Origin of the sequence: Caballeronia sp. NCF2 (genome assembly GCF_023631205.1) — a bacterium.
Taxonomy (GTDB): domain Bacteria; phylum Pseudomonadota; class Gammaproteobacteria; order Burkholderiales; family Burkholderiaceae; genus Caballeronia; species Caballeronia zhejiangensis.
The window spans coordinates 1-25,141 of sequence record NZ_JALQDN010000024.1 but is presented as its reverse complement, the minus strand read 5'-3'; the positions used below and the strand labels follow the sequence as shown (position 1 = coordinate 25,141).

The following is a 25,141-nucleotide window of genomic DNA, read 5'->3' as shown; positions in this document are numbered from 1 at the left end:
TCGAAGAACTCGTCGAGCTTGCCGAAGCGGATGCTCGTCACGTCGATGAGACTCGTGCGGATCGGCATCAGCGAGAATTTCGCCCACATGTTGAGCCCCATCAGCCCGCGTCCGCACGATGGTCGTGCGAAAGAGTCCTAGGCTCAATCCTTCTTTGCGCATGCCGAGCTTCATTTGTATGGGTGTTGAAAGGCACTAACGGAAAAGGCATACCAAAATCGCGAGCTTTCCATCGGAATTCGCGCTCCGAAGCTCCTAGTATCCTATCTACCTATCCGCGTCACCGACGCATCGACCTGAGTGCAGCGCACTCCATTTGTACCTACCCTCGCGCTCGATGAGCGCAATCTTCTTGTCCAGCAGCTTCGCTGCCCACCAAGCTGGCCACGTCTTGCGGAAACTGAGTCCCATCAGAACCGCATGAACGCTAGCCTTTCCAGAAAAACGCAGAACCTCATCGACTGAGAACAACCTCGCACGGACAGTGCGAACGTCTACTTTCCTTTCGTCTCCGGCAATCACGCCAAGCCTGACTCACGCGGTCCCACATCGAGGCGACCGTGATGAACAAGCTCTCGAGACGGGAAATCACTTGCACCATGAGTGCGGATTTCTTGATCTCTTTCTGTCGGCCCGCGCAGCCGAAAACAAAATGCGCAACAAGAATTGCTTGGCTCGACAGGCTTTTGCCTGCGGTCAAGTAGCCGGACTCCGGATTCGTCCGGAGTAGGGATCATCGGGTCGCAGTGCTTCCCTGCGCCGGGTGAATCGAAAATCTGATCTCTAAGATCCCGGAAAGCAAAGCGTGCAGTATTCCAACCACCCCGGGACGTTCTTTTGATAGGTGAGAACGTCGCCTTTCGGATCACAGCCGTGAAAATCCAACTCAACTTCTCGACACTGTTGGACAACGCCGGGCTGCCTCAGCGGCTCACGAAAGAGCTCACCGAACTCTTTCAGCACCACTTATCCAGAGCCCATAGCAAGACCCGCGTGACCTCCAACGCGATCTCAATCAAGACACAGACTTACCGCGTGCGCCATCTCATCGCCGGCTTTCGCGAACTACGAAAGGGCGGATTTGCGCTTCAGTCGCCGTGGAACCTCTCGGAAAAACACATCGCCTATCTCGTTAAGCTCTGGGTCACTGAGAAGGAGCAGGCGCCGGGCACCGTCGAAAACAAGCTCACCTACTGGCGAACACTCGCCGCGTGGATGAGAAAGCATCAACTCGTGGGAACCGTCGATGACTACATCAAGCGGCCCGACGGATATCGCCGCTACTATGTGGCTCAGGAAGATAAATCCTGGGAAGCGGCCAACGTCGACGTTTACAACACGATCTCTCGACTCTGCGAGTGCGATCGCTGGGTCGCAATCCAGGTCGAGTTGCAGGCCACCTTTGGGCTGCGTGCACAGGAAAGCATGCTCTTGCGTCCCCTGCAGTGTTTGCGCGTATCAGGCCACCTGCATGTCATCGACGGCACGAAGGGTGGGCGGCCCAGGCTCGTGCCGATCGATGCCGAGTGGCAATATGAAGTTCTGATCCGCGCGGCAAGGCTTGCCAACCCACGCACGGGGTCGATGATTCCAGAGCCGTGGTCCCTGAAGAAGTGGTATCGCCATTTCTACCACGTCCTGCAAAAGGAGGGCATTTCTCGCGGCGGCTTGGGCGTCACGGTGCATGGACTACGCCATGCGTACCTCCAGAGAATGTACGAGCAAATTACCGGGGTACCGGCACCCATCAAGCGGGCCGACCATCGGCCCGATCCAGAGCTTCATCAGCGGGCCATGCAACAGTTAGTGGAAGCCGCGGGACATAGTCTCGCCGCAAAGGCAACGGCATACATCTCGACGTTTGCCACCGCGGAGCGTCTATCGCGACCCGTGATCACGCCCGATCAGGTGATCGCCGCCCTTAAGGGCGCGAATGGCGTCAAATCGGAAGCCGCGAAGAGCTTGAACATCTCGAGGCAAGCGCTTTATCGCCTTCTGGCAAAGTGCGGAGGAATTCAACCCGCTGCAACGGCAGGCTCCGCCGTCGCGCACGCTGTCACTGCGCAAGCGTGCCTCGGCGATGACGCGCCTAGCGAACATCGCGGTGCGTCCCTCGACGATCCGGCGCGTGGTCAGTTGTCGTTGCTTGGCGATCTGCCGGGTTAACATCCATCTCGAAAACCGATGGCCTCGATTTCGCCAAGGCGCACCGCGGCGTGCGTCTTACGCCCCCGCAGGGGCCATCTTGTCTAGCCATGGCGCAGCACGTCTGAACAATCCGGGGCCAAGCGATTTCAGGCTATGGGTGCAATCTGGAAACGCTTGTCGCCAAGTGAGAGGAATCCCAAACAGCTTTTCTTGGCACGCCTTTTCAGAGACCGTTCCGGCCGTTGCCTCCTCGTGGAAAGCGCCGTTAGCCGCGCCAGCAGACGCTTCTGGGAGTCTAATTTTTGGTTTCCGGAACGAAACAGTGGAATTAGCGATTCCATAATACGAAAAGTTAGCCGAATAAGGGGGGTGTGCATATTCGGCGAATTTTGTAACAAACGTTTTTTCCATTAGGCTCAAAGATTCAGTTTCTTGCGCCAATGCAGTGGGACACTATCCGGATAGCGTCCCTAGCTGGTCTAAGGGCTTCGTCTGACACCGCTGCTCACGAGGTAATGTGCTTCGCGCCGACGCATGCGCCAATCGAACGCAAGGAGTTTCGGTGCGGCGGGTATCAAATCCTCCAACGGCAGGCTCCGCTCTCGCGCACGTTGCACCCGCGCAAGCGTGCCTCGGTGGTTATCCACCAAGCGAACGTCGCGGCGTGTTCTTCGACGATCGGGCGCCCGGTCAGTTGTCGTTTCTCGGCGATCTACTGGGCTAACCTCCATTTCGCAAATCGATGACCTCTGTTTAGAAGGTGCCACCGCGGCGTGCGCTTTACGCCCAGCGGCGGCCATCTCGTCTCGGAAGTGACGGAGCGCGTCGGAAGCAACCCTGGTTCAAGCGAGTTCGAGCGATAAGCGCAGTCTGGGTAACCCCCGCTCGAACACCGTTCCGCCGTTGCCTCCTCGACAAGGCGCCGCAAACCGCACCGGAAGACGCGCCTGGCGTCTTAAGTTTGGGTTTCCCAAAGAAAAAAGTGAAATGCGCGATTTCATAATACGAAAATTTTGCCGAATAAGGGGGGGTGTGAATATTCGGCAAGTTTTGTAACAAGGCCTTTTCGCTGTGGATTCAGTGCTTTAGATTTTCTCGTCGACCCGATGGGACGCTCTCCGGGTAGCGTCCCTCCGGGTCGCCAGCTTTTTCTGACACTGCTGCTTAGCGACGTAGGGCTTCGCGCTGGCGCATGCCCCAGTCCAACGCAAGGAATTTAAGTAGGGGTGAATTAATCTTGCAAAGAAGGCTCCGCCGTCGCACGATGTGCCCGCAAGCGTGCCTCGGTGATTACGCGCCTAGCGAACATCGCGGTGGGTCCTTCGACAATCCGGCGCGTAGTCAGCTGTCGTTGCTCGGCGATCTACCTGGCTAACATCCATCTCCAAAACCGAGGCCTCGATTCCGCCAAGTGCCACCGCGGCGTGCGTCTTACGCCGAGCGGCGGCCACCTTATTTAGCGCATGGCGAAGCACGTCTGAACAATCCGGGACCAAGCGCTCTCAGGCGAAGGGTGCGATCTGGAACGCTTGTCGCCAAATGAGTTCCAACAGCTTCTTTGGCACGCGTGTTCATAGACTGTTACGGCCGTTGCCTCCTCGTAGGAAGCGCCGTTAGCCGCCAGCAGACGCTTCCGGGAGTCTAATTTTGGTTTCCGCAGCAGAGCCGTGCAGTCAGCAATTCCATAATACGAAAAGTGCGCCGAATAAGGGGGGTGTGAATATCCGGCGCATTTTGTAACAAGGGCTTTTTTCATTGAAATCAACGATTTGGTTGCTCGCGCCAACGCAGTGGGACGCTCTCCGGAGAGCGTCCGTCGTGGCCTAAGGCTTCGGCTGACACGGCTGTCCAGCGAAAAAGGGCTGCGCGCTGACGCGTGCGCCGGTCGAACGCGGGAGTTTCTCATTCACCATTAAGATCGGTGATAATAGATCGCTGAACAAAAAGACCAGAGGAGCCGACACGCAGCGAGGCGCTGTTCGTGGCGGCGCGATTGCCTCCCCCGCCAAAGCACAACTCCTTGCGTGACGAGCCGTCGCACTCATAAAGCTTGCCGGATAAAGCGGTTTAACATTTGGCACGTAAAAAGGCTTTTTTGCAGCGGAATGGAAGATTCCATAATACGAAAGGCGTGCCGAGTTAGGAGGAGGTGAATATTCGGCACGTTTTGTAACAGGTTTTTTCGGCGCCGATTCAACGACTTAGCTGCTCGCATCAACCCAGGGGACGCTCTCCGGAGAGCGTCCCTCGTGGCCTAAGGCTTCGGCTGACAAGGCTGCTCAGCGAATTAGACGCCTCCGCGCTGACCCGTGCGCAGTCAAACGTGGGCGTTTCTCATTCACCATTGAGATCGGCGATAGCTTGTCGAGGGGTGTAAATATTCGGCAAGTTTTGCCATTGTCGTTTTGCGCTCACAATTACCGGTCGCATCCCGCTCGCCACGGTACTGCTGTGGCCAATAGCGCATCGTTATCAAGAAATTGACAAGCGGCGTGGAAATATCATGATATTCGTCGAACCGGTGAAACCGTTACGAACGTATCGCTTTCAGAGGACAGAACCCGCGTTGCTTTCACAACGGGCCCGAAGCGGCAAGTGACGGCGGTCAGCGTGTGCCGTTTCTCCGGTTGCCGGCTTTCGGCACACCCCCTGAATCGCCAACAGATCTCTTCGGGTCAAGGGCTTAAGCCGCAGGAAGCTTGCTTTCACAAAATATCATGATTTTTTCCCACCTTTTCACCCGCTGAATAGGCGCTCCTCTCATTAACCAAATCTGGGGGGCGTCAGGGCCATCCATCTCTTCCGGAACCAGCGTCGTCCCGCGCCGTTCCGAGTGGCTGATTTCGCGTTCGCGTTCCATGCGTTTGAAATGCGATGTACGACATTGGCGGAGACTGTCAGCTTACCGTCGAGCCCCTGCGACTTTGAGCAGCAAGAAGAACACACCAAGCACGCGACTGTCGCATTAATGCTTTCGTACCCGCCAACGAGAAAGTTAGTAATACAGATCGTGTAGGGCGTAAAGGCGGCCGCGTTTTTTTTGCCGCTCGGCGCGGTAGGTACCGTGATCTCTAAGCGAGTCGTGGCGGCTGCCGCTTTCGTCCGTGCCTCTGTTCCTCACAGTGGGAGCATACAGACGTAATGACCCTGCGTGCATGGCGCGGCGGGAGCTTTCTTCCTGTATTTGCTTCAGGTCACGGCCTCGCCTTGACTTCTCGCTGTCGCGGGCATGCTGGTTTTGTTCAAACCAGTTCTCCGCCGCTATGCCGACAACGAAATGTCTGTGTCATCCGCCACTAGCACAACGAGCGCCCAGCGCCGCTCCTAAGCAGCGTCTTTCGCGCCTTATGTGGTCTCGAGCGCGCACGCGCGACCCGATGCGCGCGAAGCGCCCTCGCGCTGGTGGAGCGAAAGCATGCGTGCGATGAAACGGCAACCCACCGCGACGTCTGAAGCATCGGAGCTGAAGCGACCTTCGCGGTTCGCGGACGCTGAATTGACGCACCTCGAAAGCGTGATACGCCACCTGCTAAGCACGAATGCAGCGCCCATGCCGCTTTACCTAGACCGGTCTTACTGGCTCAGGCGGCTCGAGCGTCTAGAGAAAGAAACCCGCCTCGTCCCCGCGCAGATGAAGCGCCTAGGCGCCCTTCGAAACCTTCTGATTGCAGAGGCATCCTGTCGTCGGGAATGTGCGTAACCGTTCACTCATTGAAACGCGCTCAACCGAATCAACACGCGGCGGCAATCAGCGAAGCGTCGTCCATCAACATTCAGCGCTCTGCGATGACTGATTAATTACTGCAATGAACCAACCACGAGAACACGAAATGAGAGATCCAATTCATAAGCGAGAATCCGCGTTCCGTTCGTTAAACGATCGAATGCAAAGCGGCGCCGATCACCTCGCTCATCTGCAAAAGCACGATTCAGTCTCGGGCTTGCGCCGTCGGCGGGTCTGCCGCTGGTTGCGCCGCCGCATCGCGCCCATATTCGGCCGCGTGTGTGAGAGCAAAGTGCACTTTCGTGAAGACGTGATCCTCGAACATGCGCCGGGCACCGCAAACGCGACGACGTTGGTCCATTGTCTTGCTGTTACACCTTTCGGCGTTTTCGTCGTCAACTACTACGATTGGAGGGGCGAGGTCAGGCCCGGGACCAACGACGATGAGCTCTTGGTGATTGATGACTTGGGCGGGGTCACGGTGCACACGTCGCCTCTACGGCGCGCAAAGCCGGCACTGCGTTATCTACGGTCGGTGCTCTCTCAACACGATTGTCCGGTCGAGAGCATATCCATATTTGCTGAGGCGGAGTGTCGCCTCCATCCGACGGCACCGGACGGCGTTCTAGCGTTGTCCGATATACATTACTTCTTGCGCTTGAGATTGCTCAATTTTCGCGCAACGCATGCACGCTATCTCGACGCAGCGCGACTTGATAGCCATATATCTCGGACATGCGGTATGCCGGCGAAGCCAGTCACGCTGTCGATCACCGGGCGGTTCTCGCCCTTCGCTCAAGAACAAGACGGTACCGCGACGAAGAATCGGAGCGGAAACGCAACGAAAGCGATGGCGAAACGTGGTCAAGAGTAGGGCAGGCACAGCGTCGATCCAACTCGGGCAACGCATTGCCACAAGAACTATCCAGACCTCCGTTGCGAACAGAACTCGGCGCGGGTCCGATCAAAACCGGAAAGACTGCGTTTTTTAGAAGCTTTGCACCTTACGGAGAATGGCTGTCGGCCTATATTGAACTCACTCACCGCGTTTTAACGCATCGACATGAAAGGCAGGCGGGCTCTGCTCGCCCGTCACCAGGTCTTCATCTCTCAATCCCAGCGGAATTAAGGACACGCTTGCCCACGCAGCGCGTCCGACGTAGCGCCACCATTGTCGGTCGCGTTCTTAATGCCGACTCGTCGAACCGGACGTTTATCGACGGCGACGATTCGCGTGCCGCTACGCCTCTAGTTTATTTCCATCGTGTCTGCGCTTGAGGGCCGATGGGCGCATCTGATCGCGACGCGCATACCGCCGCCATCGTTGTTTTTAACCGTTGTAGTCCGCTTTCGGCATAACGCTGAAGGCAAACACTTTTCAACCTAAGGAGGTTTTATGAAAGTCGCTCTATTGGAAGTCCGTTATGCAGGCGGTCTGGATCTGACCGATCATGTCGTGGTGCAGACGTCATCTCGTCTCGCCCTGTCGCCGCGGCTAAGTGCGTTGCTCGGCATCCTAGAGACGTCGGAGCGACAGATCAGTATGAGCGTCAAAGTAGATGGGGTCAGCTACCGAGTCGAACGCAAACAGAACGGTGAATATTTCGTAGGCGCGAGGCTAAGCATTCGCGAGCGCTGCTTGTCCAAACTGCGACTCTTTGAAGCGCCGAGTGAGTCTCAACGGCGGCTTAATGGACAATTTGCACACTTGTTGAGCGCCTGGGCGCTTATCGGTGCAGGCTATTTGGTCTACACGACGAAGACTTGGGACTTGCGCGTAGTCATTGAAACACTTTTGCTTTGCTTCGCATCGTTGACGTTGTTCGTGGTCGGGCACATTTGCTTTTCGGATGTTCATAGGCCGGATCGCTGACCGTGTAGTTCGGCATCGAGCTCATTGGGCTCGCGGATCATCGAAATAGGCCGACTGATAGCCGAGGCGCGCCGTCAGCGCGTCTGCAATTTCCTCGTTAATTGCAAGCCGCGCCGTAGGGCGCGGCTTGCCCCAATCGTGCAACGCGATATCCACCCTCAAGGCGCTGCACGGCCTGCAGAAGCAAGATTCGGGGGTGCGTAAGGCCTAGGCAAACCAACCGCTCGTTCCGAGGCACGCAAGTCGCTGGACCTAGCACAGGTCGCTTTTAGCGTGGGTTGCCAATCACTTTGATCGGGGAACAGAAAGAGCGGACGAATCTGACACATTTCAGTACGCATGTCCGCGTATCCTATTCAGACGGCCAGTTTTTAGTTCGGAGTACCAAGCGGAAGACACAGTAGAAAACAGATCAAGTGACCACTCATAGAAAACGGTGCCGCCCGAGCGCTCAGGAGAAATAGTAATGGCCGCAAAGATGGCTTCCGCAGTAACAATCGAGGGGCGAGAAATCGTCGCGGACGAAGTTGCCTCTCTCGCTGAAAGGAAAGCGTTGAAATGAAGCATTGAGGCGCGGCTGTCTCTTACTTGCCGCCACACGCGCGCGTGAAAGAAGGTAAGGTAAACTGAGTGAAAGGATACTTCCGCCTGCTTCCGAAAGGCACACACGAAGAATCGTCCGTCTTCGATGGCCAGCAACCGCCACCACAGGAAACGCATGTCGCCGATCGAATACCTTTGCGCCGCTTACCGCCTGGGCGCAAAGCTCGCACCTCGCTGTGGTGCTCGCCTTGGCCGCCATTCTCACCTATCACGCTATGACCAGCCGGTCGTTGGATTGGCTCTTGAATTGACCGAAAAGCGCGGGACTAAACCCATAGGCCATATCACTGATATGGCGCTTTGTGCTGGTCCCTCTCCGCTAACCCTCTGACACGAAACGGGAACTCTAGAATTTTCGCGTGTGACAAGTTAGGTCTTTCTGCTAATTGTCACACTCGCGGCTTCCCTTGAGGATCCGATACGCGCTTTGCCTTGAGATCTAAAGGAAGTTTGCGGCAGCCTTTTTGTTGTCGTTGAACATAACGATGGCATCACGGACCCGGTCGAGGGTGACTCCGGGCGCTTCTTCCTGCTGCACCCTATGCGTCGATAGATAGATAGATACTCGTTTGCAATCGATGGCCGGCTGTGGCCTGCCGCTTCGACCACCTGACGCATGACCTCCTCGTGCTGCGCCTTCGGCGCAATTTCGCCCGTATCCCTACACGGCGCGAGCGAGCGGGTCCATCTGCATCGAGTCGTCGACCACGGCGGCAAGGGTGTTAATGCCACAACGGGGGTCGATTGCCCCGCGGTAGAGATTGACCCTCAGGTCATCGGCGAAGCGCAGCGTCAGCGACTCCTCAGCGCGCCGATCATCGCCGTATCTTGTTGGCCACATTCGAGTTCAAGACTCATTCCGTTGGGCAACTGCGCCACCAGGCGTGAGGGCAACGGCGGGCGGTGCGAGGGCCGCCTTGCTTCACGTCGCGTGGAGGCTGGCAAGGCTTCAAACCTCACTGCCCCGGAAGGTGCGAGCCCTACGACCGGCACGAACACCGGCACCCGGACGTCAAGAGGCCTCTCCGCGCGGTGGCATTCTACTCCGTGCTCGCGCTGGACCCGTTTAGGCAACTGGTTGGCGTTACGCCAGCCTTGACGGCCAGCTTGGACACAGACGTTCCCGGTCTTTGGCATGCCTCGATCAACCGGCGCTTGCCCTCTGGATCAAAGCAGCGCGGGCCGCCTTCATCGATATGCGTGACTTTGAGAGGGAGGAAATCAAGATCGTCTGGAGTCGTGTTTGCGTCCGCAAGTTATGGCTGCGGACACAAACTTGACCCTCCTCAGTTGGGTTCGCCAGATGCGGAGGAATTACCGCTAACGAAGAACGGAATCATGCATGTGTCGGATCGTTCGCACGCAAGGAGCAGCGGGCAGTGCAAGGCTGCTCCATCATTTACCAATTATCTTCTTCGCCGTTCTTTCTCACCGATGATGGCGCAACGGAGCCGGTATGCGCTTCTCTCAATAGCGAGCGTCGCCGTTACCAACGCCTGCGTTAGGAAGTCGCGCCGGGCGCTTGATTGGGCGGTAGTGTGCGCGTGGGGCGTCTCACCATATTCGACAGATGGCTCAGGCATCGTCGGTTCTTTTGTCGAACTCATCGCGCTTGCCTTGCAGTCAGGGACGATTGCTACCAAAGACGCGACGGTCTCACGCTGTGAGCGGGCTCCTGCCACGTCGGCCGTGCATTCGAGCTGCCTTCGGTCTTCGTCGCAAACGCCTGTCTCGGAGAAGAGGCACGCAGGGTTAATCGACAATGTACTTGGCTCAGCCCCGGATTGAATCACCCGCGGCGCGACACTGGTGCCTGCCGCACCGGAGGGCGCAGTTGGCGCTATCTGACTGATCGGACCGCTGTTGCGCAGCGCGTCCTCGGCGAGGCGCTTAAGTAGCGCCGCTCGTTGCCTTGGATTTGAGACGGCAGACACGGCGCGAAACAGGTCTGGCGTGACAAACTCGTTGATCGTTATCTTTATTTCCAATGAAGTCGTCATTGTGGTCATTCCGACATAGCGCTTCCTCGCTTGCATCAAACTTGCTCGCACGACGCAGTAAGAAAGCGCTCGAGTTGAAGATGTAGTGATTTGCCGCAGCATTGATCTGTGGTCACGACGCTGCGGGTAAATGTCGCATTCCAAGTAGGGGCGTGGCGTCTGCTAGCACGGGCTTCAAAGCTTACCGGTCGTTCGTGGGGTGGGGCGGTGCGAGTTGGTTCCGTGCCGTCGAGGCGGCTCTTCTGGTTCCCGTGGCTGATAGGCAGTCCAGGCTCGACCGATCAAGTCCACTGTACTGGGGTACAGGCGCATGCGAGCAAGCGAAAGCTCTCGAAAATTGGGTGGCTTTCAATTTCGTCCCTTCTCGCAGTCGTTCGTGGGCGCTGGTGTCTGCGCTGGGAACGGCTTCGCGACCGGAACGGCATTTGAGCGCAACATCGAGCCACTCGCCACCGCACCGTTTCCCTACAGCGGAGTATGGCGATTGGATCGTGACCGCTTTTAAGGCCGGAAAGCCGCTAATAATTGACGACATGGTCACCGACGTTCGATTCGACGAGTCGCAGAGAGCCGCACACCTCGGACTTGGGATCCAGGCGGAGGCCGCGCTGCCGCTGCATAGCAACGGCAACCTAGTCGCGATGCTTGTCGTGCATTCCGCCGCTCCGCGCGCGTGGTCAGAGCGGGATCTGAATATGTTACGCGCGGTTGCCGAGCGTACTTGGGCCGCGGCGGGGCGAGCGCATCTCAACACCTCGCGCGACGCCAAGCTGGACGCGGCGTTCAGGGAGTGACTACTCTAAGAATCGAAGTGTATGGGTCAATCCCACGACCTCGAATAGGGGCAATGGTCGCAGCCTGTGAGTTGGGTGACGCGGGCAGTTGCAGTCTCGCCGAGCGAGGCCGCAAAGGGTCAGCAGTGCCCCAGGCTGCCGACGTTAGACTCAGTCCGACTTAGTGTCGGCTCAGGCCGGATCCGCCCCCCCGAATACTGTCGTGGGTGACCGGACCACTCGGTTAGCTTCCGTTGCGTCCCACACAGCACGACCGGCTGTTGTGGGTTGCGTGCCGCCGATCGCTGTCAAGCAGAGGGCGGCCATGAACGGACGCTCGGCTTCCGACCACTAATCGTCGGCGAGCGCCTAGCGACGAAAAACACGCGGGGCAATTACCCCGTCCCATGTCTTCGGCGGCTCGAGCGTATCCGATAGTCGGCTTTACTGGCCTCACTATGCTGACGCGCCGAGTGTAGGGAAATCGATTCACGCAGGCGTGTAGATGGAAAGTTTCAACGCAGGGTCGTCGTTCGCCTGAAACGTCGCGTAGTCATAGCATTGCGCGCCGCGCTCCGGATGGGTCAGCACCTTCTGCCCGGACGCGCCCCCACGAACATCGTGCGCGTTCCACCATTTCGCGAACTCGGCGCTGTGCGCGCGGAGTCGTTCGACCAGTTCGACAAAGGCCGGATCGTCGGCATAAAGATCATGCGTTGCGCGAAACGACGCGATCATGCGACGCGCCTCGTTGGCCCAAGTCGCGCCGAAAAGCCGGCGCGAGTCCGGTTCGGCAAACATGAACACCAAAATGTTGCAATCCGCTTCGGCGAGACGGTCAAAGCCGAGAAGATCGGCCGCTGCTGCATTCCAGGCCAGCAGATCCCACCGCTTGCCCGTGACATACGCGGGAAGCTCGAGTGTCGCGATCAGATTTGCGATGGGTCTCGGCACGCTCTCGCGAGTGAAGGGCTGCCTATCGCCGCTGCGTGCGAGTGCGCGCAGATGCGCCGCCTCGACTTTGCCGAGCCGCAGAGCGCGAGCCAGCGCTTCGAGCGTGGTATCGGACGGACTCACTGTGCGGCCCTGCTCAAGCCGCACATACCAGTCCACGCCGATGCCCGCGAGTTCGGCAACTTCCTCGCGACGCAAACCGGGCGTGCGACGCCGCCGCAGGTTATTGAGTCCCACCGATTCGGGACTTAGCTTCTCCCGCCGTGAGCGTAGGAAATTCCCAAATTCGCTTCGGCTCGCTTTTGTCACGACCGTCCTCCCTCCGCAAGCAGGTACGCGGCAATCCCAGGATAGTACTAGGCCTTGTTATGGATTCTAAGCCCGCCAGAATGGCCTTGTCCGCCACCATCAAAGGAAACTCGTATGAAAGCAGCGATTCTGAAGACACTCGGCGAGCCGCTTGCGATTGAAGACCTACCCGATCCTTCTTTGGGCACAGGCGAAGTCATCGTGGACGTCGTTGCCGCGCCAGTACTGTCGTATGCGCGAGAAGTGTTCAGCGGCGAGCGCCGCTACGCGATCGAATTGCCGATCGTCCCTGGCTGCGGGGCAATCGGGCGCGTGCGTGCGTTCGGCCCAGACGCCACGCATCTCAAAACAGGCGATTGGGTTTTCTGCGATCCAACCGTTCGCTCACGCGACGACGCGCTCACGCCCGACATCACATTGCAGGGCTGGAGTGCGCGCGGCGACGGCGGCCTGCGACTCGCGCGCCATTTCCACCACGGCTCATTCGCAGCACAAATGCGCGTGCCAACCGAGAACGCCATTCGGATTGGTGAAATCGATACCGCCGAAGCCGCAAAATGGTGCGCGCTCAACACAATGCTGGTTCCGTACGGCGGGCTGCTTGCGTCGAATCTGCAGGCTGGCGAGACATTGCTTGTGAGCGGAGCGACCGGCAACTTCGGCAGCGCGTGCGTAGCGGTTGCCCTCGCAATGGGTGTGCGCTGCGTGGTCGCGCCGGGCCGCAATGAGCGCGTGCTCGCGGATCTGCAAAGGCGCTTCGGCGAACGCATCCGTACAGTGAGGCTGACTGGCAACGAGGACGACGATCGGGAACGGATGCGCGCGGCTGCCGGAGCCCCTGTCGACTGTGTAATGGACCTGCTGCCGCCGTCTGCGACCACGAGGACGGTGCGCGCGGCAGTGACGGCCGTGCGGCCCTACGGACGTGTCGTGTTGATGGGCGGTGTCGGCATGCTCGGCGGCGACGGTCTCGACTTGCCTTACCCGTGGATCATGCGCAACGACATCACCGTGCGGGGCAAATGGATGTATCCGCCAGAAGCGGTCACGCTTATGACTGGCCTGATTCGTGGTGGTCTGCTCGATCTCAAGCACTTCGACGTGACGCCCTTCAAGCTCGACGACGTGAATGAAGCCATCAGTCATGCTGCGATGAATGGCGGCCCGTTCAGGATGACGGTCGTCCATCCATGAACCCTGCGGTTCTAGCGCTTCGGTCGCGCGATGCCAGCGCGCCGGCTTGCTTCAAACGACACACGCCTGACCAATGTGATTGGAACCGGGTTGACGAGATCTTGCTGTGAGGAATTTCTGATCCAAATTCTATGGCAAAGCGAAATTAGAGAGCCGACTGGCGACAATGGCCACTTGCGGAGCTGCGTGGAACGGCCTGTTTCGAGAAAGTCGACTGACCGATCGGGGGCGTAAGTGTTAGTTCGCTGACGGCGGTAGCTGCTGTGCCGTCGTGCGACGCCGGCAAGGTCTGCAATCCACCGGGGTGCAGACGCTAAACACGACCGACCTCGATGTCCGCAATGGCCGAGCCGCGTTCTTTCGTCGTGAGGAAAGGTTTCGTTCAGCCATTGCACCTGTCCTTTTGAGCAAGTTCAACAGGCGGAAGTATTAGTCGATGACCGCGAGAAGCTTCTCTTCCTTTCGCTTGTCTCTCTCAAAAAACAGGCGGACGAGAATCGCTTCTTCACTTCTTTCAACGCGTCGAGCACGACTGTGATTCGCTTCGGCTCAATGCCAGTTGCCACGTGCCTGGTGCGCGATGACTCAGCAAACTGATCGTTCATAGGCTTGATTGTGCCGGCAATGGCTGCAGCCTTCGTCGGCGGAGCTGCTCTCGGGAAGGCGGCCTCGTTGGGTGCAGCGATCACGTTCAAGACTGAGGTTGCGGATGCGGGTAAGCAAGGTCATGCACATGGGCGCGGCGTAAGACACGGGCACTATGTTAAATGGCGCGCCGCTCTGCACACGATGGAGCTTGGTCCTGCCACCTTGTCGGTTCGAAGAGGTCGACGCGCTCAGGCTCGTGACGCAATCCATCATTTGCGCTTCCAAATCCCCGATGGATTCGCCGCATAGCGACAAAAGAGCACTAAAGTTAATTAAGAGCTTGCCGTAAACCACTCTAGGTGGGCCTGTCATGCCGCATCGACGGGGAACGAAAAGCAGCGGCCGAACGGACGCGATAAAAACCAAGAACTGAGGGGCGAATGTCAATTGCATTCGGAAGGGCAAGGCCGTTATGGCTTGCCACGATCACTATTTTTGCCGCTACGGGGTGCGCCAACACTGGCGGCCTTCAAAGCAACAACAGAGGGGGCGCTTCTGGACAAAGCGACCTCAATATCTTCGAAAGCACATTCGCCAATCCCGATCCCTGTGCGAACAGCAGCCGGAACACCGGTATTGCAGTGGGCGTTGGCCTTGGCGCGATTCTCGGCGCAGTCATTGCGCCCAAGAATAAAGTGGCGGCAGCGGCCATCGCGGCGACGGCGGGCGGTATCGCCGGCGGACTGGTCGGCCATGCTGTCGACAGCCGGCGCTGTGCCCTTTCTAAGATTGCAGCTAAGCACGATCTCATCTATACGGCCGCTCCGCTCGAAGTCCGGGCGGCAGACACGGGAAAGACTGAACAGATCGGAAGCTCGTTCACCATCGTTGATACGACGCGCCACACGCAGTTCGAGACTGGTTCCGCGGAGCTGACACCCGACGCGAAAGTCTACTTCGCCGAAATCGCAGAGCAATACCGGACATCGACCCGCTTAGCAGAAGCCTCGGGCGATGGCGACAAGGCTGCCGCAGCCAATGCGAAGATTCTGTTGATCGGCCACACGGACGACATGGGCAACTCGGAATTGAACGCCGATCTATCGGAGCGCCGCGCGCGCACGGTGGCCAAATTGTTCGCGGAACACGGCGTGGCAGCGGGGAACGTTTTTTATCAAGGCGCGGGCGAGACCTTGCCGATCGCGGATAACCGGACCGAGGAAGGACGCGCGCAGAATCGTCGCGTCGAGATCGTGGATCTGGCTGGCGCGAGAACCGACATCCTGCAAAGCTACGCGAGCAGCCGCGTTCCGAAGTATCAGTATTATCGGCCGTTGTCGTCGCAACAAGACGATGCCCGCGTGCAAGCGGCGAGCGTGAAGCCCGGCCAGACGCAGACGGCGGTCGCACAGAGGCCCGCACGTCCGAAGAGGGCGCAGACGAGCACGACCCGGATTGCCGCAGCGCCGTCGGGTTCGACTTCGAAGCCCATCGAAGCTGTCTCGACAGCGACACCTGATAGCATCGACTTCGGCTGGCGCGAAACGATGCCCGCAGCAATCGGCCTTCGTTTCGCCGCCACGCCCGTCTCGCCGTCTTTCTCCTTGATGTCCAAGGCAGTCGCCGACGAAGCGCCGGTCACGAAGAGTTGCATGAACGATCGCCCGCGCGTTTCGCACGCGATGAAGTCAGTTGCGGACGATCAGGCCGTGCCTGTGAGGGACCACGTGCAGAACTTGTACGGCAGCAGCTGGGGCGCAACGCTGAACGGACAGTATCTCGCGCTGAAGGACGTGTCCGTCCTCCGCAACGGCTCGACGGCTGGCACGAAGCCGACGTTGCTGGTCTGGAAGGACTATCAGCAGAGCGGCGGTTTGGCAGGCCCCGCACAGGTGCGCCTGTCTCCAGAAGTCAATGCCTATGCTGTGGATGGCGGCGTACTGTATCGAGTGTTCGTCAATAACGCGGCCGTATTCGATTGCGCCGACATCATCTTCGCGAACGGCAAGGCGACTGCAGGCGAACTCGTGCGCCATAAGAGCAGCCAGTATTTCACTGTCGAATACGTGCCAGTCATCGCACGCACATAAGAATAGGAAAAACGATCATGATGGACCTCATACAGGCCAATCTCAGCACCGTTATTTGGTGCGTCGTGGCCGCCGTCGTTGCGCTCGGCGCCTTCGCATACCGTTCGACGCTTGAGTTCTGGCTGAACCACTGGAAATACACGTTTCCCGTGCTAGGCAAGACTGCACGCCTCGCGCGCCACGGAATTCACGCACAGGGCGGGTGGACCGACTCGGAACGCACGCTCTGTGGCGACTACAACAAGTTCATCTCGTATCTGTCAAAGGAAGAATTCAACAAGCGCAACGCGTATCTCTCCAAGGCCGATGACGGTGGTCGCTCCCCGACGCCCGTGTGGCTTCTCGCGCTCCTGACCGTGCTGGTCATCGCCGAAGGCCTTGGGTTTTCATATCTGCTTGGAAGCTGGATGGCTCGCGACGGCAGTGCAAATACGCACACGCTGCTGATGGTGGCGATCGTACTCGTGCTCTGCGTGATCATGGTGTTCCTGACGCACGTGGCCGGGCATCAGTTATACCGCTCGAATCTTGTCGTCCGTAGCCGCAAGCAGTGGAAGCAAGACAAGACCCAGGAGCGCTTCTCAAGCCGCAAGGTCAAGCTCGACGATGATCAGTCGCTCGACGACGGCGAACCGGACTATACACAGGTCGTGAATCGCATCGGCACCAATCACAGCTACTTCATGGTGGGCGTGACGATTGCGGTGATTGTGATCATCGCTGTGACGTCGACTTGGATGCGCTGGAGCAATCTCAACGCCGAGCAGACGCGTGAAGCAATGGGCATGAGCCAAAGCGTCGATGCCGGCAATCCGTTCGCCACGGCCAATGCAGTCCCTGCGGAACTCATGTCTAGCCAGAAGGCTGCCGATGACCGGGCGCGCGCGGAAGAGTCGTCGTCGACGCGCAGCGAAGGCGCCGCCGCGTTCATCACACTCGCAGTGATTTTTGTGGTGACGCAGATCGTCGGAATCTTCGGCGGCTTCGCTTGGGGATTCGGCGGTCGCGAGAGCCGCGCCGCGTGGAAGACGACGAAGGGCTTCACCACGTTCGAGGACTACAACAACTACTTCGCGCCGCTGCGCGCGATTACGCAGTCGCAATTGGAGAATCTTCAAAAGCGGATGGCCGAGAACGCCGACATTTCGGGCAAGACGTTCACGAAGACATTCCGCGACTACGCGATGGAGTTGCGCGCACAGTCCGATCTCGATGCTGCTCCGGTTCGCGCGCCTGCCGACACGCGGACCGATGAACGAGCAGCCGCTCAGGCCGTGACACAGCCGCCCGTCGCCGATGTCGCTGCGAGCGTCACGATCGACGAACTCGTGTCGGAAATCGAGGGAACAGCAGATCTCGCGCGCAAGAAGGAGCTGATCTATCGTCTCAACGAACCGGTGCGGACAGCAGTCATCGCCGAGATCAAGTTGCGAAAGGAGCGCGCGGAGCAGGCCAAAACTGCGCTTGAATCGCAACTCAACGATCTCTTCAAGGTTTGACTGTCGACCATGAAACGAATTGTCAAAATCGCATTTGCCGCGGTCGCAATGACCCTGTCCGCAAGTACCGCGATGGCGGGCATTAGTAACGACATTCCAAGCTGTTACGCGGCCAATCACATTAATCCGCCTGCGAGTGGAATCGACCGTGAACTGTTCATGGCGATTGATCAGACCACCGTCTTCGATGAGAAGCTACAAGCGCAGATCGCCGCGACCGCGGCTACCGCCGTCAAGCCGGGGAGCGCCTACACGCTGATCGACTTTTCGGCCTTCTCGCAAGGTCACTATACGGAAGTGGTGACACGCGGCATCATCGAAGCGCCAATATCGGCGAAGCTGCGCGACGACGTGAGCGAACGCGCGCTACGCACGTTCGACGCGTGCATGACAGGCCAGTCCGCGTTCGCCAGGAAGTCATTGCTGGCGGCGGTCGTGCAGGTCCAGTCGACGGCGACCAATGATCTTGCGAAGTCGGACATCCTCGCCGCGCTAAAGGACATCGGCGACAAAGTGCGCGCCTCTCCGGCCGCCGACCGTGTGCTTTTCCTAGCGTCGGACATGCTCGAAAACAGCTCGGTCGCGAGCTTCTACGCCCACAACACCGTCCGGCGCGTCGATCCTGCGGTGGAGCTGAGGAAGGCGAACGCGGCGGGTCTGATCGCCGATTTCGGCGGTGCGCGTGTCTATGTGATCGGCGCCGGGCTGCTTTCCGGCGATGCGAAAGCGCGCAATGCATACCGCGATCCGCAGACGATGACAGCGCTCAGGCAGTTCTGGACACTGTATTTTCAGCAATCCAATGCGAAAGTGCAGGAGTTCGGCGCTCCTGCTCTTCTCAGCCCGATTTCGTACTGAACGGGCAACAGGACGCTTACCTGGGCGATTGCGCAACACCGAAACTCAATCCCCGGGCTAGCGGATCGTCGTTAGCCGAGGATCGAGCGCAAAGCGTTCGTGGTTCTTCAAGGCGAGTTGGTCTGATGCTGAAGCAACGTTGATCAGCAAGTTCCAAGAATGTTTGCTGACGGTACTCGGGACTAAGGCGAGCGGGCTTGCAGCCAACAGCGCGTCGCCGAATTTCTGTTGATTTGGACTGACGGCACCCGGGCTCAACCAGTGCGGATTTGGAACCTCGGAAGGAAGGAGGACTTTGATCGGCGTGGTTCCGAGTTCAATCTCTAGTAGTCGATGGGGCACTCTATCCAACACGTCGAAGCACTTGTGCACAGCAACTTCCAATATCGTAGTAGCAGGGTCCAGTGAGGCATAGATCACTCGTTGTCCGGGCGACGACCACCGTCGTCCAACGAGAAAAGCGCCTTCGGCCGTGTTCCAGGTAGGGAAGTGCTTCTCTCGTTCGAGGCGCCAAACGGTTAGTGCGCTCGTCCCAAGCCCCGCCGGCAAAGGCGTCAAGAGTACACCCCGTAGTCCATACGGGCGAGCAGTGTCTTGACCAATTCCGCACCCTCGGAGCTTTGCAGCAGTTCGACCGGCCGACGCTGATCGAGCCCGATCGCGGGCTGCGATAGCCATCGCTCTGCGGCTTCTTTCGATCCGAGGACATCAATCGCCTGTTCGGTAATGCAAGCAAGCCTGAGTAGCCGATCCGTGGCATTGCTGTCGAGCAGGCGGCTTTCGTCTTTGCCGCGCTGCAGGGTTCGCTCACTCACGCCGATTGCGAGCAGTAACGCTTCACGCGAGACGACACCATACTCATCGATCATTTCGCGCGCGAGGGCCACTGGTAGACCCCTTGTTACGACGTCGTGAGCCTGTAACGAGGTCATATCAGCAACTCTTGCCATGTCCCCGAACTGTGACGTCCCGTTGCTTACATATGGTCCGAACGAAGAAATGCGGGTTTGGATCGCAAGGACGAGGCTCCGAAACGGCTTTCCCGTTTCGCTGTCGCGGACTGTCCGCTTCATCTCGATCTCCATGCTGCCACGTGTCTCTACATTTTGCGCCACGTGGCGGAATTTCACATTTCTCTATCGCCGCTATTAGGGGTGGGCGCTTCCGTAGAAAATTGCCATAGTCTGGGTAGGGGTCGACGATGCTCCGAGTGACCGTCAGGTGCAGATTACGTTTCTGCGGGAATCCAATGACAAAGGTCTCACGGCGACGTCGTCGCGGCGCTTGCGGAGCGCTTCATCGGCTTGCGCGTGCTGACCGTAGGATGCTGTGGCCATGCGACCGGAGCCCCGCGATTGGGTCCGATTGTGTGCGAATGTGTGCGAATGTGTGCGAATGTGTGCGATTGCGTGCTGACGGCCGGCGACTGAGCGTGACGACGTGACAGATATCTAAATATAACTATCCCGTTGTAGTTAGACGCAACCATCGGCCTGCCGATGTCGGAGGGGTCAGCTCTGCGCGCTGACGAACGTCGATATTAAGCTATCCTACGAAAAGTTGATAGAAACAGCTATGTCATTGTTCGGCGGAGGTAAGGTAGGGTTACAAAGCCCCGTCCGCTAGATCGGCGCGCTTTTACTTGCTCCGCCCAGTTGACTAACTGGCGGCGGAAGATCCCGCCAGGTTCGAATCTGTCGGCTCGTTCGGCAAAGACCGTCTAACCAATTCACCCAAGAACGGCGGGCTGGCCCCCGATACAGCGTGACCGGTTCGTCGCGTGGTAGATCAGGCATGACGTGTTCGTCGATGAGCGCCAGTTTATCGCAGGAACGCGGATATTTATTGATGTGGACTTCTGTAGATATGCAGCCGGACGCAATTCCGACACGACTCTGACGAGTTCTTCATAGGGACGCTGCGTCCGCGAACGCAATGAAAGTTGCCCGTTGTAATCTTTCCTCCTCGGTGGTACTGCTTTATTCCCTCGTCGACTTCAACACCTTCAACATCGTGGTAGCAGACGCCGGACACACGCCTCGGAACTGGCTGGATACCAGCAGAGGCGGAGGCACTTCGGTGCGCGCAACGGGTGCAAAGCCTTGACCAGCAAAATAGTGCTCAGCCGTTGTCGTTAGCAACACTACCGATCGAACCGCCCGCGTCCGGCACGCTGCCAACAAATGGGCGATGATGGTTTCGCCGAGACCGAAACCACGGGCGTCCCGTGCAACAACGATCGAGCGCATGAGAGCGAACTCGCCGTGATATTCGACGCAGCCACACGCGATGGTCGCAGATGGATCCACTCCTACGAGGAAATTGGTCAGGTGCTCCGCAACGCCGACCGTAGGCAATTCGTTGGCTTCGAGCAATGCCTCTATCGCGGCGAGGTCGGTTGCAACTGCTATCGAAGATGCATGATGCAGGTGCTGTGTGCCAGTGAGTCTCAACAGCCGGAAGAATTTCACAGAGACGCGGAGCATTCGACAGCATGCGAATGGGCGGCGCGACGCTGAACGCGAGTGGCGACTGGAACCGCTCGCATCAGATACCCGATTGATTCACGCGCTTCATCAGTTCCTCAGCGCTCTCTTTGCGTTCGCTGTACCGGTCTACGAGGTATGGACCGATGTCGCGCGTCAGCAGCGTGAATTTGACCAGTTCCTCCATCACGTCAACGACGCGATCGAAATACGCTGAAGGTTTCATGCGGCCGGCTTCGTCGAACTCCATGAACGCCTTGGCCACCGACGACTGGTTGGGGATGGTCAGCATGCGCATCCACCGTCCGAGCACACGCATCTGGTTGACGGCGTTGAACGACTGAGAGCCGCCGCTGACCTGCATCACGGCGAGCGTCTTGCCCTGGGTGGGCCGCACCGCCCCGACCGAAAGCGGAATCCAGTCGATCTGCGCCTTCATGATGCCAGTCATCGCGCCGTGCCGCTCCGGCGAGCACCAGACCATGCCTTCCGACCACAGCACCAGCTCGCGCAGTTCGGCCACCTTGGGATGGTTGTCCGGCGCGTCGTCCGGCAGCGGCAGGCCGCTCGGATTGAATGTGCGTACTTCGGCACCCATCGCCGTGAGCAGGCGTGCGGCTTCTTCACTCAGCAGGCGGCTGAAGGAGCGCTCGCGCAGCGAACCATAGAGCAGCAGGATGCGCGGCTGATGGGGCGACGCCTTCGCAGCCTGCAGTCGATTGATATCGGGCACGCGAAACAGCGCGGGGTTCACCTGTGGGAGATCAGTAGCGAGATCGGACACGTTTGCCCTCTGTGATCGTTTCGTTATTCGTCAGGCGCACTCGTACCAGTCCTTTGAGCGGTTCACAATGCGCACCACGAGCAGCATGACGGGTACTTCGATCAGCACGCCCACGACGGTCGCGAGCGTAGCCCCTGAATTGAAGCCGAACAGACCGATTGCCGTGGCGACGGCCAGTTCGAAGAAGTTCGACGCGCCAATCAGCGCCGACGGACAGGCAATGTTGTGCTTTTCGCCGACCGCGCGATTGAGCCCATATGCAAGGGCCGAGTTGAAGAACACCTGGATCAGGATCGGCACAGCGAGCAGCACGATGACGAGCGGCTGCTTCAGGATGGCTTCGCCCTGGAACCCGAAGAGCAGCACCAGCGTCGCCAGTAATGCTGTGATGGACCACGGGCCGATCTTTGCCAACGCGGCATCGAACGCGGCCTGCGCCCTAACGAGGAGCACCTTGCGCAGGATCTGCGCGAGGACGACCGGAATCACGATGTAGAGCACGACGCACGTGAGCAGCGTCGCCCACGGCACCGTGATCGCGGAAATGCCGAGCAGCAGGCCGACGAGCGGCGCAAAGGCGACCACCATGATGCTGTCGTTCAGCGCGACCTGTGAGAGCGTGAACAGAGGATCGCCGCCGGTCAGCCGGCTCCAGACAAAGACCATCGCCGTGCAGGGCGCGGCGGCAAGCAGGATCAGGCCCGCGACGTAACTGTCGAGTTGCTCTGCAGGCAGCATTGGCGCGAACAGGTGCTTGATGAAGAGCCACGCGAGCAGCGCCATCGAGAACGGTTTGATCAGCCAGTTCACGACGAGCGTGACGCCGATGCCCTTAACGTGCTGGCGCACCTCGTGCAGCGAGCCGAAGTCGACCTTGACGAGCATCGGGATGATCATCACCCAGATCAGCAGGCCGACCGGCAGTTTGACGTGCGCATATCCCATCCGGCCGATTGCCTCGAAGACACCAGGCAGGACCTGTCCAAGCAGAATGCCCGCGACGATGCACAGCGCGACCCAGACGGTCAGGTATCGCTCGAAGAAGCTGATGGCCAGTTTCGCGGGCGGCTTCCCCGAAGCGGCAACATTGGGGGTGTTCATGGGCGACTCGATGGAAAGGGTTCAGCTCTGAAGGATGTCGTTCAGCGCCTGCGGCAGTTGGGCGTTGTCCAGCCGCTCCAGAGCGAGCGCGAGCAGTTGCAGCGTGCGGTAGCCGATCGCTTCGCGCGTGAGTTCGAACGTCTGCCGCTTGCCTTCATCGCCGCCCGGCGCGTTCGCCGGATCGGCGTAGCCCCAGTGAACCTTGACAGGGCTGCCCGGCCAGAACGGACACGGTTCGGCCGCAGCGCTGTCGCAGACCGTGATGACGATGCGCATCTTCGGCGCGCCGTCCTGCGCGAATTCATCCCAGCTTTTGCTGCGATAGCCTTGCATGTCGATACCTGCGGTCGTCAGCGCTTCGAGCGCGAACGGATTGATGCGGCCGCTCGGGGCGCTGCCCGCGCTGTACGCGCGGACGTCCTTGCCGAGCTTCTTCCCAATGGTTCAGCATGCCTTCGGATAGCACACTGCGCGCAGAATTGTGGGTGCAGAGAATCAATACGTTCGTGGTCATGGGGCTATCAGCGGACAGCGTAGTCAGCAACAGGCCGAGCCGGCAGGCTTCACAGCAATGCGAATTGGTTTGCCGCTCGGAGCCCGGCAGGACGTTGCCCCTGACGACGCCGAAGTCTTCCGGCTCTCGCCATATACGGGCGCGCCGTCCAGCGTATGGAAGTGTTCCCAGGCAATACCCTGCGGATCGAGAACCCAGTGCTTGTCGCTGCGCGCATAACAGCAGGTGGTTTCGCCCTGATCGAGCAGGGCCAGGTCCGCGGCCTCGGCCCTCTTCGCGAGTTCGGCAAGCTCGGCGGCGGCGTCCACCTGGAAGCCGAGGTGATCCACGCCGACTTTCGTGCCTCGCGTCGAGATCGCAAAGTTCACGCGGGGATCGTCCAGCATCCATTTCGCGTAGTCGGCCTCGACGCGCGCCGGTTCGGCGGCGAGCAGTTTCGAATAGAACGCGACACTGGCTGCGATGTCGTCAACGTGGACGTGGATGTGAAACCGCTTCATGGTGGTTCTCCATCACAATTTGCATGAGGCCGCGCCAGGTCCAAGGCAAGGCTGCCCTTGACAGCAGTTTTCGGTCAGAAAGCCAAGCACCGCGCTCATCTGATCATAGACGGCCCGATAGATCAGGCTGCGCCCGTCGCGCTCCTGCGTGACGAGGCCAGCGTGCATCAGTTCCTTCAGGTGAAAGGAGAGCGTCGCGTTTGGAACGTCGAGCTGGTCCGCCATGGCGCCCGGCGTCAAGCCGGTTGGACCCGCGACGACCAGCATTCGGAACACACGCAGGCGTAGTTCGTGGGCAAGCGCTGCAAGGGCGCGAATAACGTCTTTATCTTCCATATTTCCAATATATTCGAAATATTGCAAGGAAGCAAGTCGCTTCGGCAGTTCACCGGGGCAATGACGACTATCGTTTTGCGGGCGGGTCTGGCCGGTACAGTGGGTCGACGGGCAGTTCAGGATCGCCTCCGCCCGAAACGCGAGCGCCGGCAGTAGCTGACTCCGTATGCAAATCGCATCTGACACTCATCGGCCACGAGCTGACGTTCGCAACTATTGCCACGGCATTTAGATGGCCCGATCTGCCCGCAATTAGACGCCCGATGGGCACAACTCTGTTGCTCCGTCTCCTACTGAATCGCGAGGTGAGCCAATTTATGGCGCCTTAGCGCTGCTCGCACGTACTCGCGGCGGACCCTTCACAACGGCCGCAGCATCGGTCAACATAAGAGGAACGGGCTATGGCTAACGTCCAAACGCTGGACGAAAGTAGTGGCCGGTGGGCCAATTGTCGGATCGCTCGTATGAATCTGAGTGGCGCTTTGATAGGACCGGCCAAGGAGCTATGGAAGACCATGTTGGCAACGCGTGCGTTTTTTTTAGACGGAACCGGCAAGTTGGGAGAAAACGTCGCATGAATCGCAGGCTGGCCTAATTCGCAATGAAGGCCATGACATGATGGCGTCGCGTGCACGTGACTCGCACGACGCGCCCACACGGCTGACGTCATGAAACTAGTCAGCGGATTTCATCGGGGGCCGCAGCGTCTAAGGCTGCAACAAGCCCGGATATAGTGGAATGGCCTCGTCCCACCTTCGATGCGTGAATGCAAATGATCGCCATCAGAGGGTATGGCAGTATGAGCAC

Annotated in this window: 18 protein-coding genes and 1 pseudogene; 8 read left to right on the top strand and 11 right to left on the bottom strand. The window is 58.9% G+C overall.

The features are described 5' to 3' along the window. Nucleotides 1-873 precede the first annotated feature (873 nt). The 3 genes from NCS02_RS11060 (at nucleotide 874) to NCS02_RS11050 (ending at nucleotide 7,745) form a co-directional block, all read left to right on the top strand. Nucleotides 874-2,166 (top strand): integrase domain-containing protein, encoded by a 1,293-nt coding sequence (locus NCS02_RS11060; RefSeq protein WP_250523087.1) that lies wholly within the window; start codon nucleotides 874-876, stop codon nucleotides 2,164-2,166. 3,812 nt (nucleotides 2,167-5,978) lie between these two features. Continuing rightward, nucleotides 5,979-6,746: a hypothetical protein gene (locus NCS02_RS11055; protein ID WP_250523086.1), complete on the top strand. Its 768-nt coding sequence runs from the start codon at nucleotides 5,979-5,981 to the stop codon at nucleotides 6,744-6,746. Nucleotides 6,747-7,268: 522 nt separating this feature from the next. Next, nucleotides 7,269-7,745 (top strand): hypothetical protein, encoded by a 477-nt coding sequence (locus NCS02_RS11050; protein WP_250523085.1) that lies wholly within the window; start codon nucleotides 7,269-7,271, stop codon nucleotides 7,743-7,745. A gap of 330 nt (nucleotides 7,746-8,075) precedes the next feature. Here the strand turns inward: NCS02_RS11050 and NCS02_RS11045 are convergent, their stop codons facing one another. Further along, on the bottom strand, nucleotides 8,076-8,465 hold the full coding sequence (locus tag NCS02_RS11045) for a hypothetical protein (protein WP_250523084.1): 390 nt from the start codon (nucleotides 8,463-8,465) through the stop codon (nucleotides 8,076-8,078). Between the two features lie 1,289 nt (nucleotides 8,466-9,754). Next, on the bottom strand, nucleotides 9,755-10,348 hold the full coding sequence (locus NCS02_RS11035; protein ID WP_250523083.1) for a hypothetical protein: 594 nt from the start codon (nucleotides 10,346-10,348) through the stop codon (nucleotides 9,755-9,757). 152 nt (nucleotides 10,349-10,500) lie between these two features. On the opposite strand from NCS02_RS11035, the gene NCS02_RS36455 reads away from it, so the two are divergent. After that, on the top strand, nucleotides 10,501-11,142 hold the full coding sequence (locus NCS02_RS36455) for a GAF domain-containing protein (RefSeq protein WP_350029931.1): 642 nt from the start codon (nucleotides 10,501-10,503) through the stop codon (nucleotides 11,140-11,142). Between the two features lie 468 nt (nucleotides 11,143-11,610). Here NCS02_RS36455 and NCS02_RS36450 read toward each other — a convergent pair whose 3' ends face one another. Next, nucleotides 11,611-12,384, bottom strand: coding sequence for a helix-turn-helix transcriptional regulator (locus tag NCS02_RS36450; RefSeq protein ID WP_350029930.1), 774 nt, complete (start codon nucleotides 12,382-12,384; stop codon nucleotides 11,611-11,613). 114 nt (nucleotides 12,385-12,498) lie between these two features. Between NCS02_RS36450 and NCS02_RS11020 the strand changes: the two genes are divergently transcribed. The 4 genes from NCS02_RS11020 (at nucleotide 12,499) to NCS02_RS11005 (ending at nucleotide 18,613) form a co-directional block, all read left to right on the top strand. Further along, nucleotides 12,499-13,578 carry a zinc-binding dehydrogenase gene (locus NCS02_RS11020; RefSeq protein WP_250523081.1) on the top strand — a complete coding sequence of 360 codons (1,080 nt, stop codon included), beginning with the start codon at nucleotides 12,499-12,501 and terminating at the stop codon, nucleotides 13,576-13,578. A gap of 1,028 nt (nucleotides 13,579-14,606) precedes the next feature. Further along, nucleotides 14,607-16,256: an OmpA family protein gene (locus NCS02_RS11015; protein WP_250523080.1), complete on the top strand. Its 1,650-nt coding sequence runs from the start codon at nucleotides 14,607-14,609 to the stop codon at nucleotides 16,254-16,256. Between the two features lie 17 nt (nucleotides 16,257-16,273). Next, nucleotides 16,274-17,755, top strand: coding sequence for a hypothetical protein (locus NCS02_RS11010; RefSeq protein ID WP_250523079.1), 1,482 nt, complete (start codon nucleotides 16,274-16,276; stop codon nucleotides 17,753-17,755). 159 nt (nucleotides 17,756-17,914) lie between these two features. After that, complete coding sequence (locus NCS02_RS11005) at nucleotides 17,915-18,613, top strand: hypothetical protein (RefSeq protein WP_051996838.1); 699 nt, start codon at nucleotides 17,915-17,917, stop codon at nucleotides 18,611-18,613. A 57-nt stretch (nucleotides 18,614-18,670) separates the two neighbouring features. On the opposite strand, the gene NCS02_RS11000 is transcribed toward NCS02_RS11005, so the two are convergent. The 8 genes and pseudogenes from NCS02_RS11000 to NCS02_RS10965 form a co-directional block, all read right to left on the bottom strand. Further along, nucleotides 18,671-19,162: an RES family NAD+ phosphorylase gene (locus NCS02_RS11000; RefSeq protein WP_241814318.1), complete on the bottom strand. Its 492-nt coding sequence runs from the start codon at nucleotides 19,160-19,162 to the stop codon at nucleotides 18,671-18,673. Nucleotides 19,163-19,167: 5 nt separating this feature from the next. Beyond that, the gene (locus NCS02_RS10995) at nucleotides 19,168-19,686 is read right to left on the bottom strand and encodes an Xre family toxin-antitoxin system antitoxin (protein WP_250502360.1); all 519 of its coding nucleotides are present in this window, start codon (nucleotides 19,684-19,686) and stop codon (nucleotides 19,168-19,170) included. A gap of 906 nt (nucleotides 19,687-20,592) precedes the next feature. After that, the gene (gene arsN2, locus NCS02_RS10990; RefSeq protein ID WP_250523078.1) at nucleotides 20,593-21,099 is read right to left on the bottom strand and encodes an arsenic resistance N-acetyltransferase ArsN2; all 507 of its coding nucleotides are present in this window, start codon (nucleotides 21,097-21,099) and stop codon (nucleotides 20,593-20,595) included. Nucleotides 21,100-21,160: 61 nt separating this feature from the next. Continuing rightward, on the bottom strand, nucleotides 21,161-21,883 hold the full coding sequence (gene arsH / locus NCS02_RS10985; protein ID WP_034474331.1) for an arsenical resistance protein ArsH: 723 nt from the start codon (nucleotides 21,881-21,883) through the stop codon (nucleotides 21,161-21,163). Nucleotides 21,884-21,913: 30 nt separating this feature from the next. Then, nucleotides 21,914-22,984 carry an ACR3 family arsenite efflux transporter gene (gene arsB, locus NCS02_RS10980; protein WP_250523077.1) on the bottom strand — a complete coding sequence of 357 codons (1,071 nt, stop codon included), beginning with the start codon at nucleotides 22,982-22,984 and terminating at the stop codon, nucleotides 21,914-21,916. A gap of 21 nt (nucleotides 22,985-23,005) precedes the next feature. Further along, a pseudogene (locus tag NCS02_RS10975) lies at nucleotides 23,006-23,498 on the bottom strand (arsenate reductase ArsC). Nucleotides 23,499-23,521: 23 nt separating this feature from the next. Beyond that, nucleotides 23,522-23,998: an ArsI/CadI family heavy metal resistance metalloenzyme gene (locus NCS02_RS10970; protein ID WP_008342563.1), complete on the bottom strand. Its 477-nt coding sequence runs from the start codon at nucleotides 23,996-23,998 to the stop codon at nucleotides 23,522-23,524. Nucleotides 23,999-24,010: 12 nt separating this feature from the next. Next, complete coding sequence (locus tag NCS02_RS10965) at nucleotides 24,011-24,334, bottom strand: ArsR/SmtB family transcription factor (RefSeq protein ID WP_008342560.1); 324 nt, start codon at nucleotides 24,332-24,334, stop codon at nucleotides 24,011-24,013. Nucleotides 24,335-25,141 lie beyond the last annotated feature (807 nt).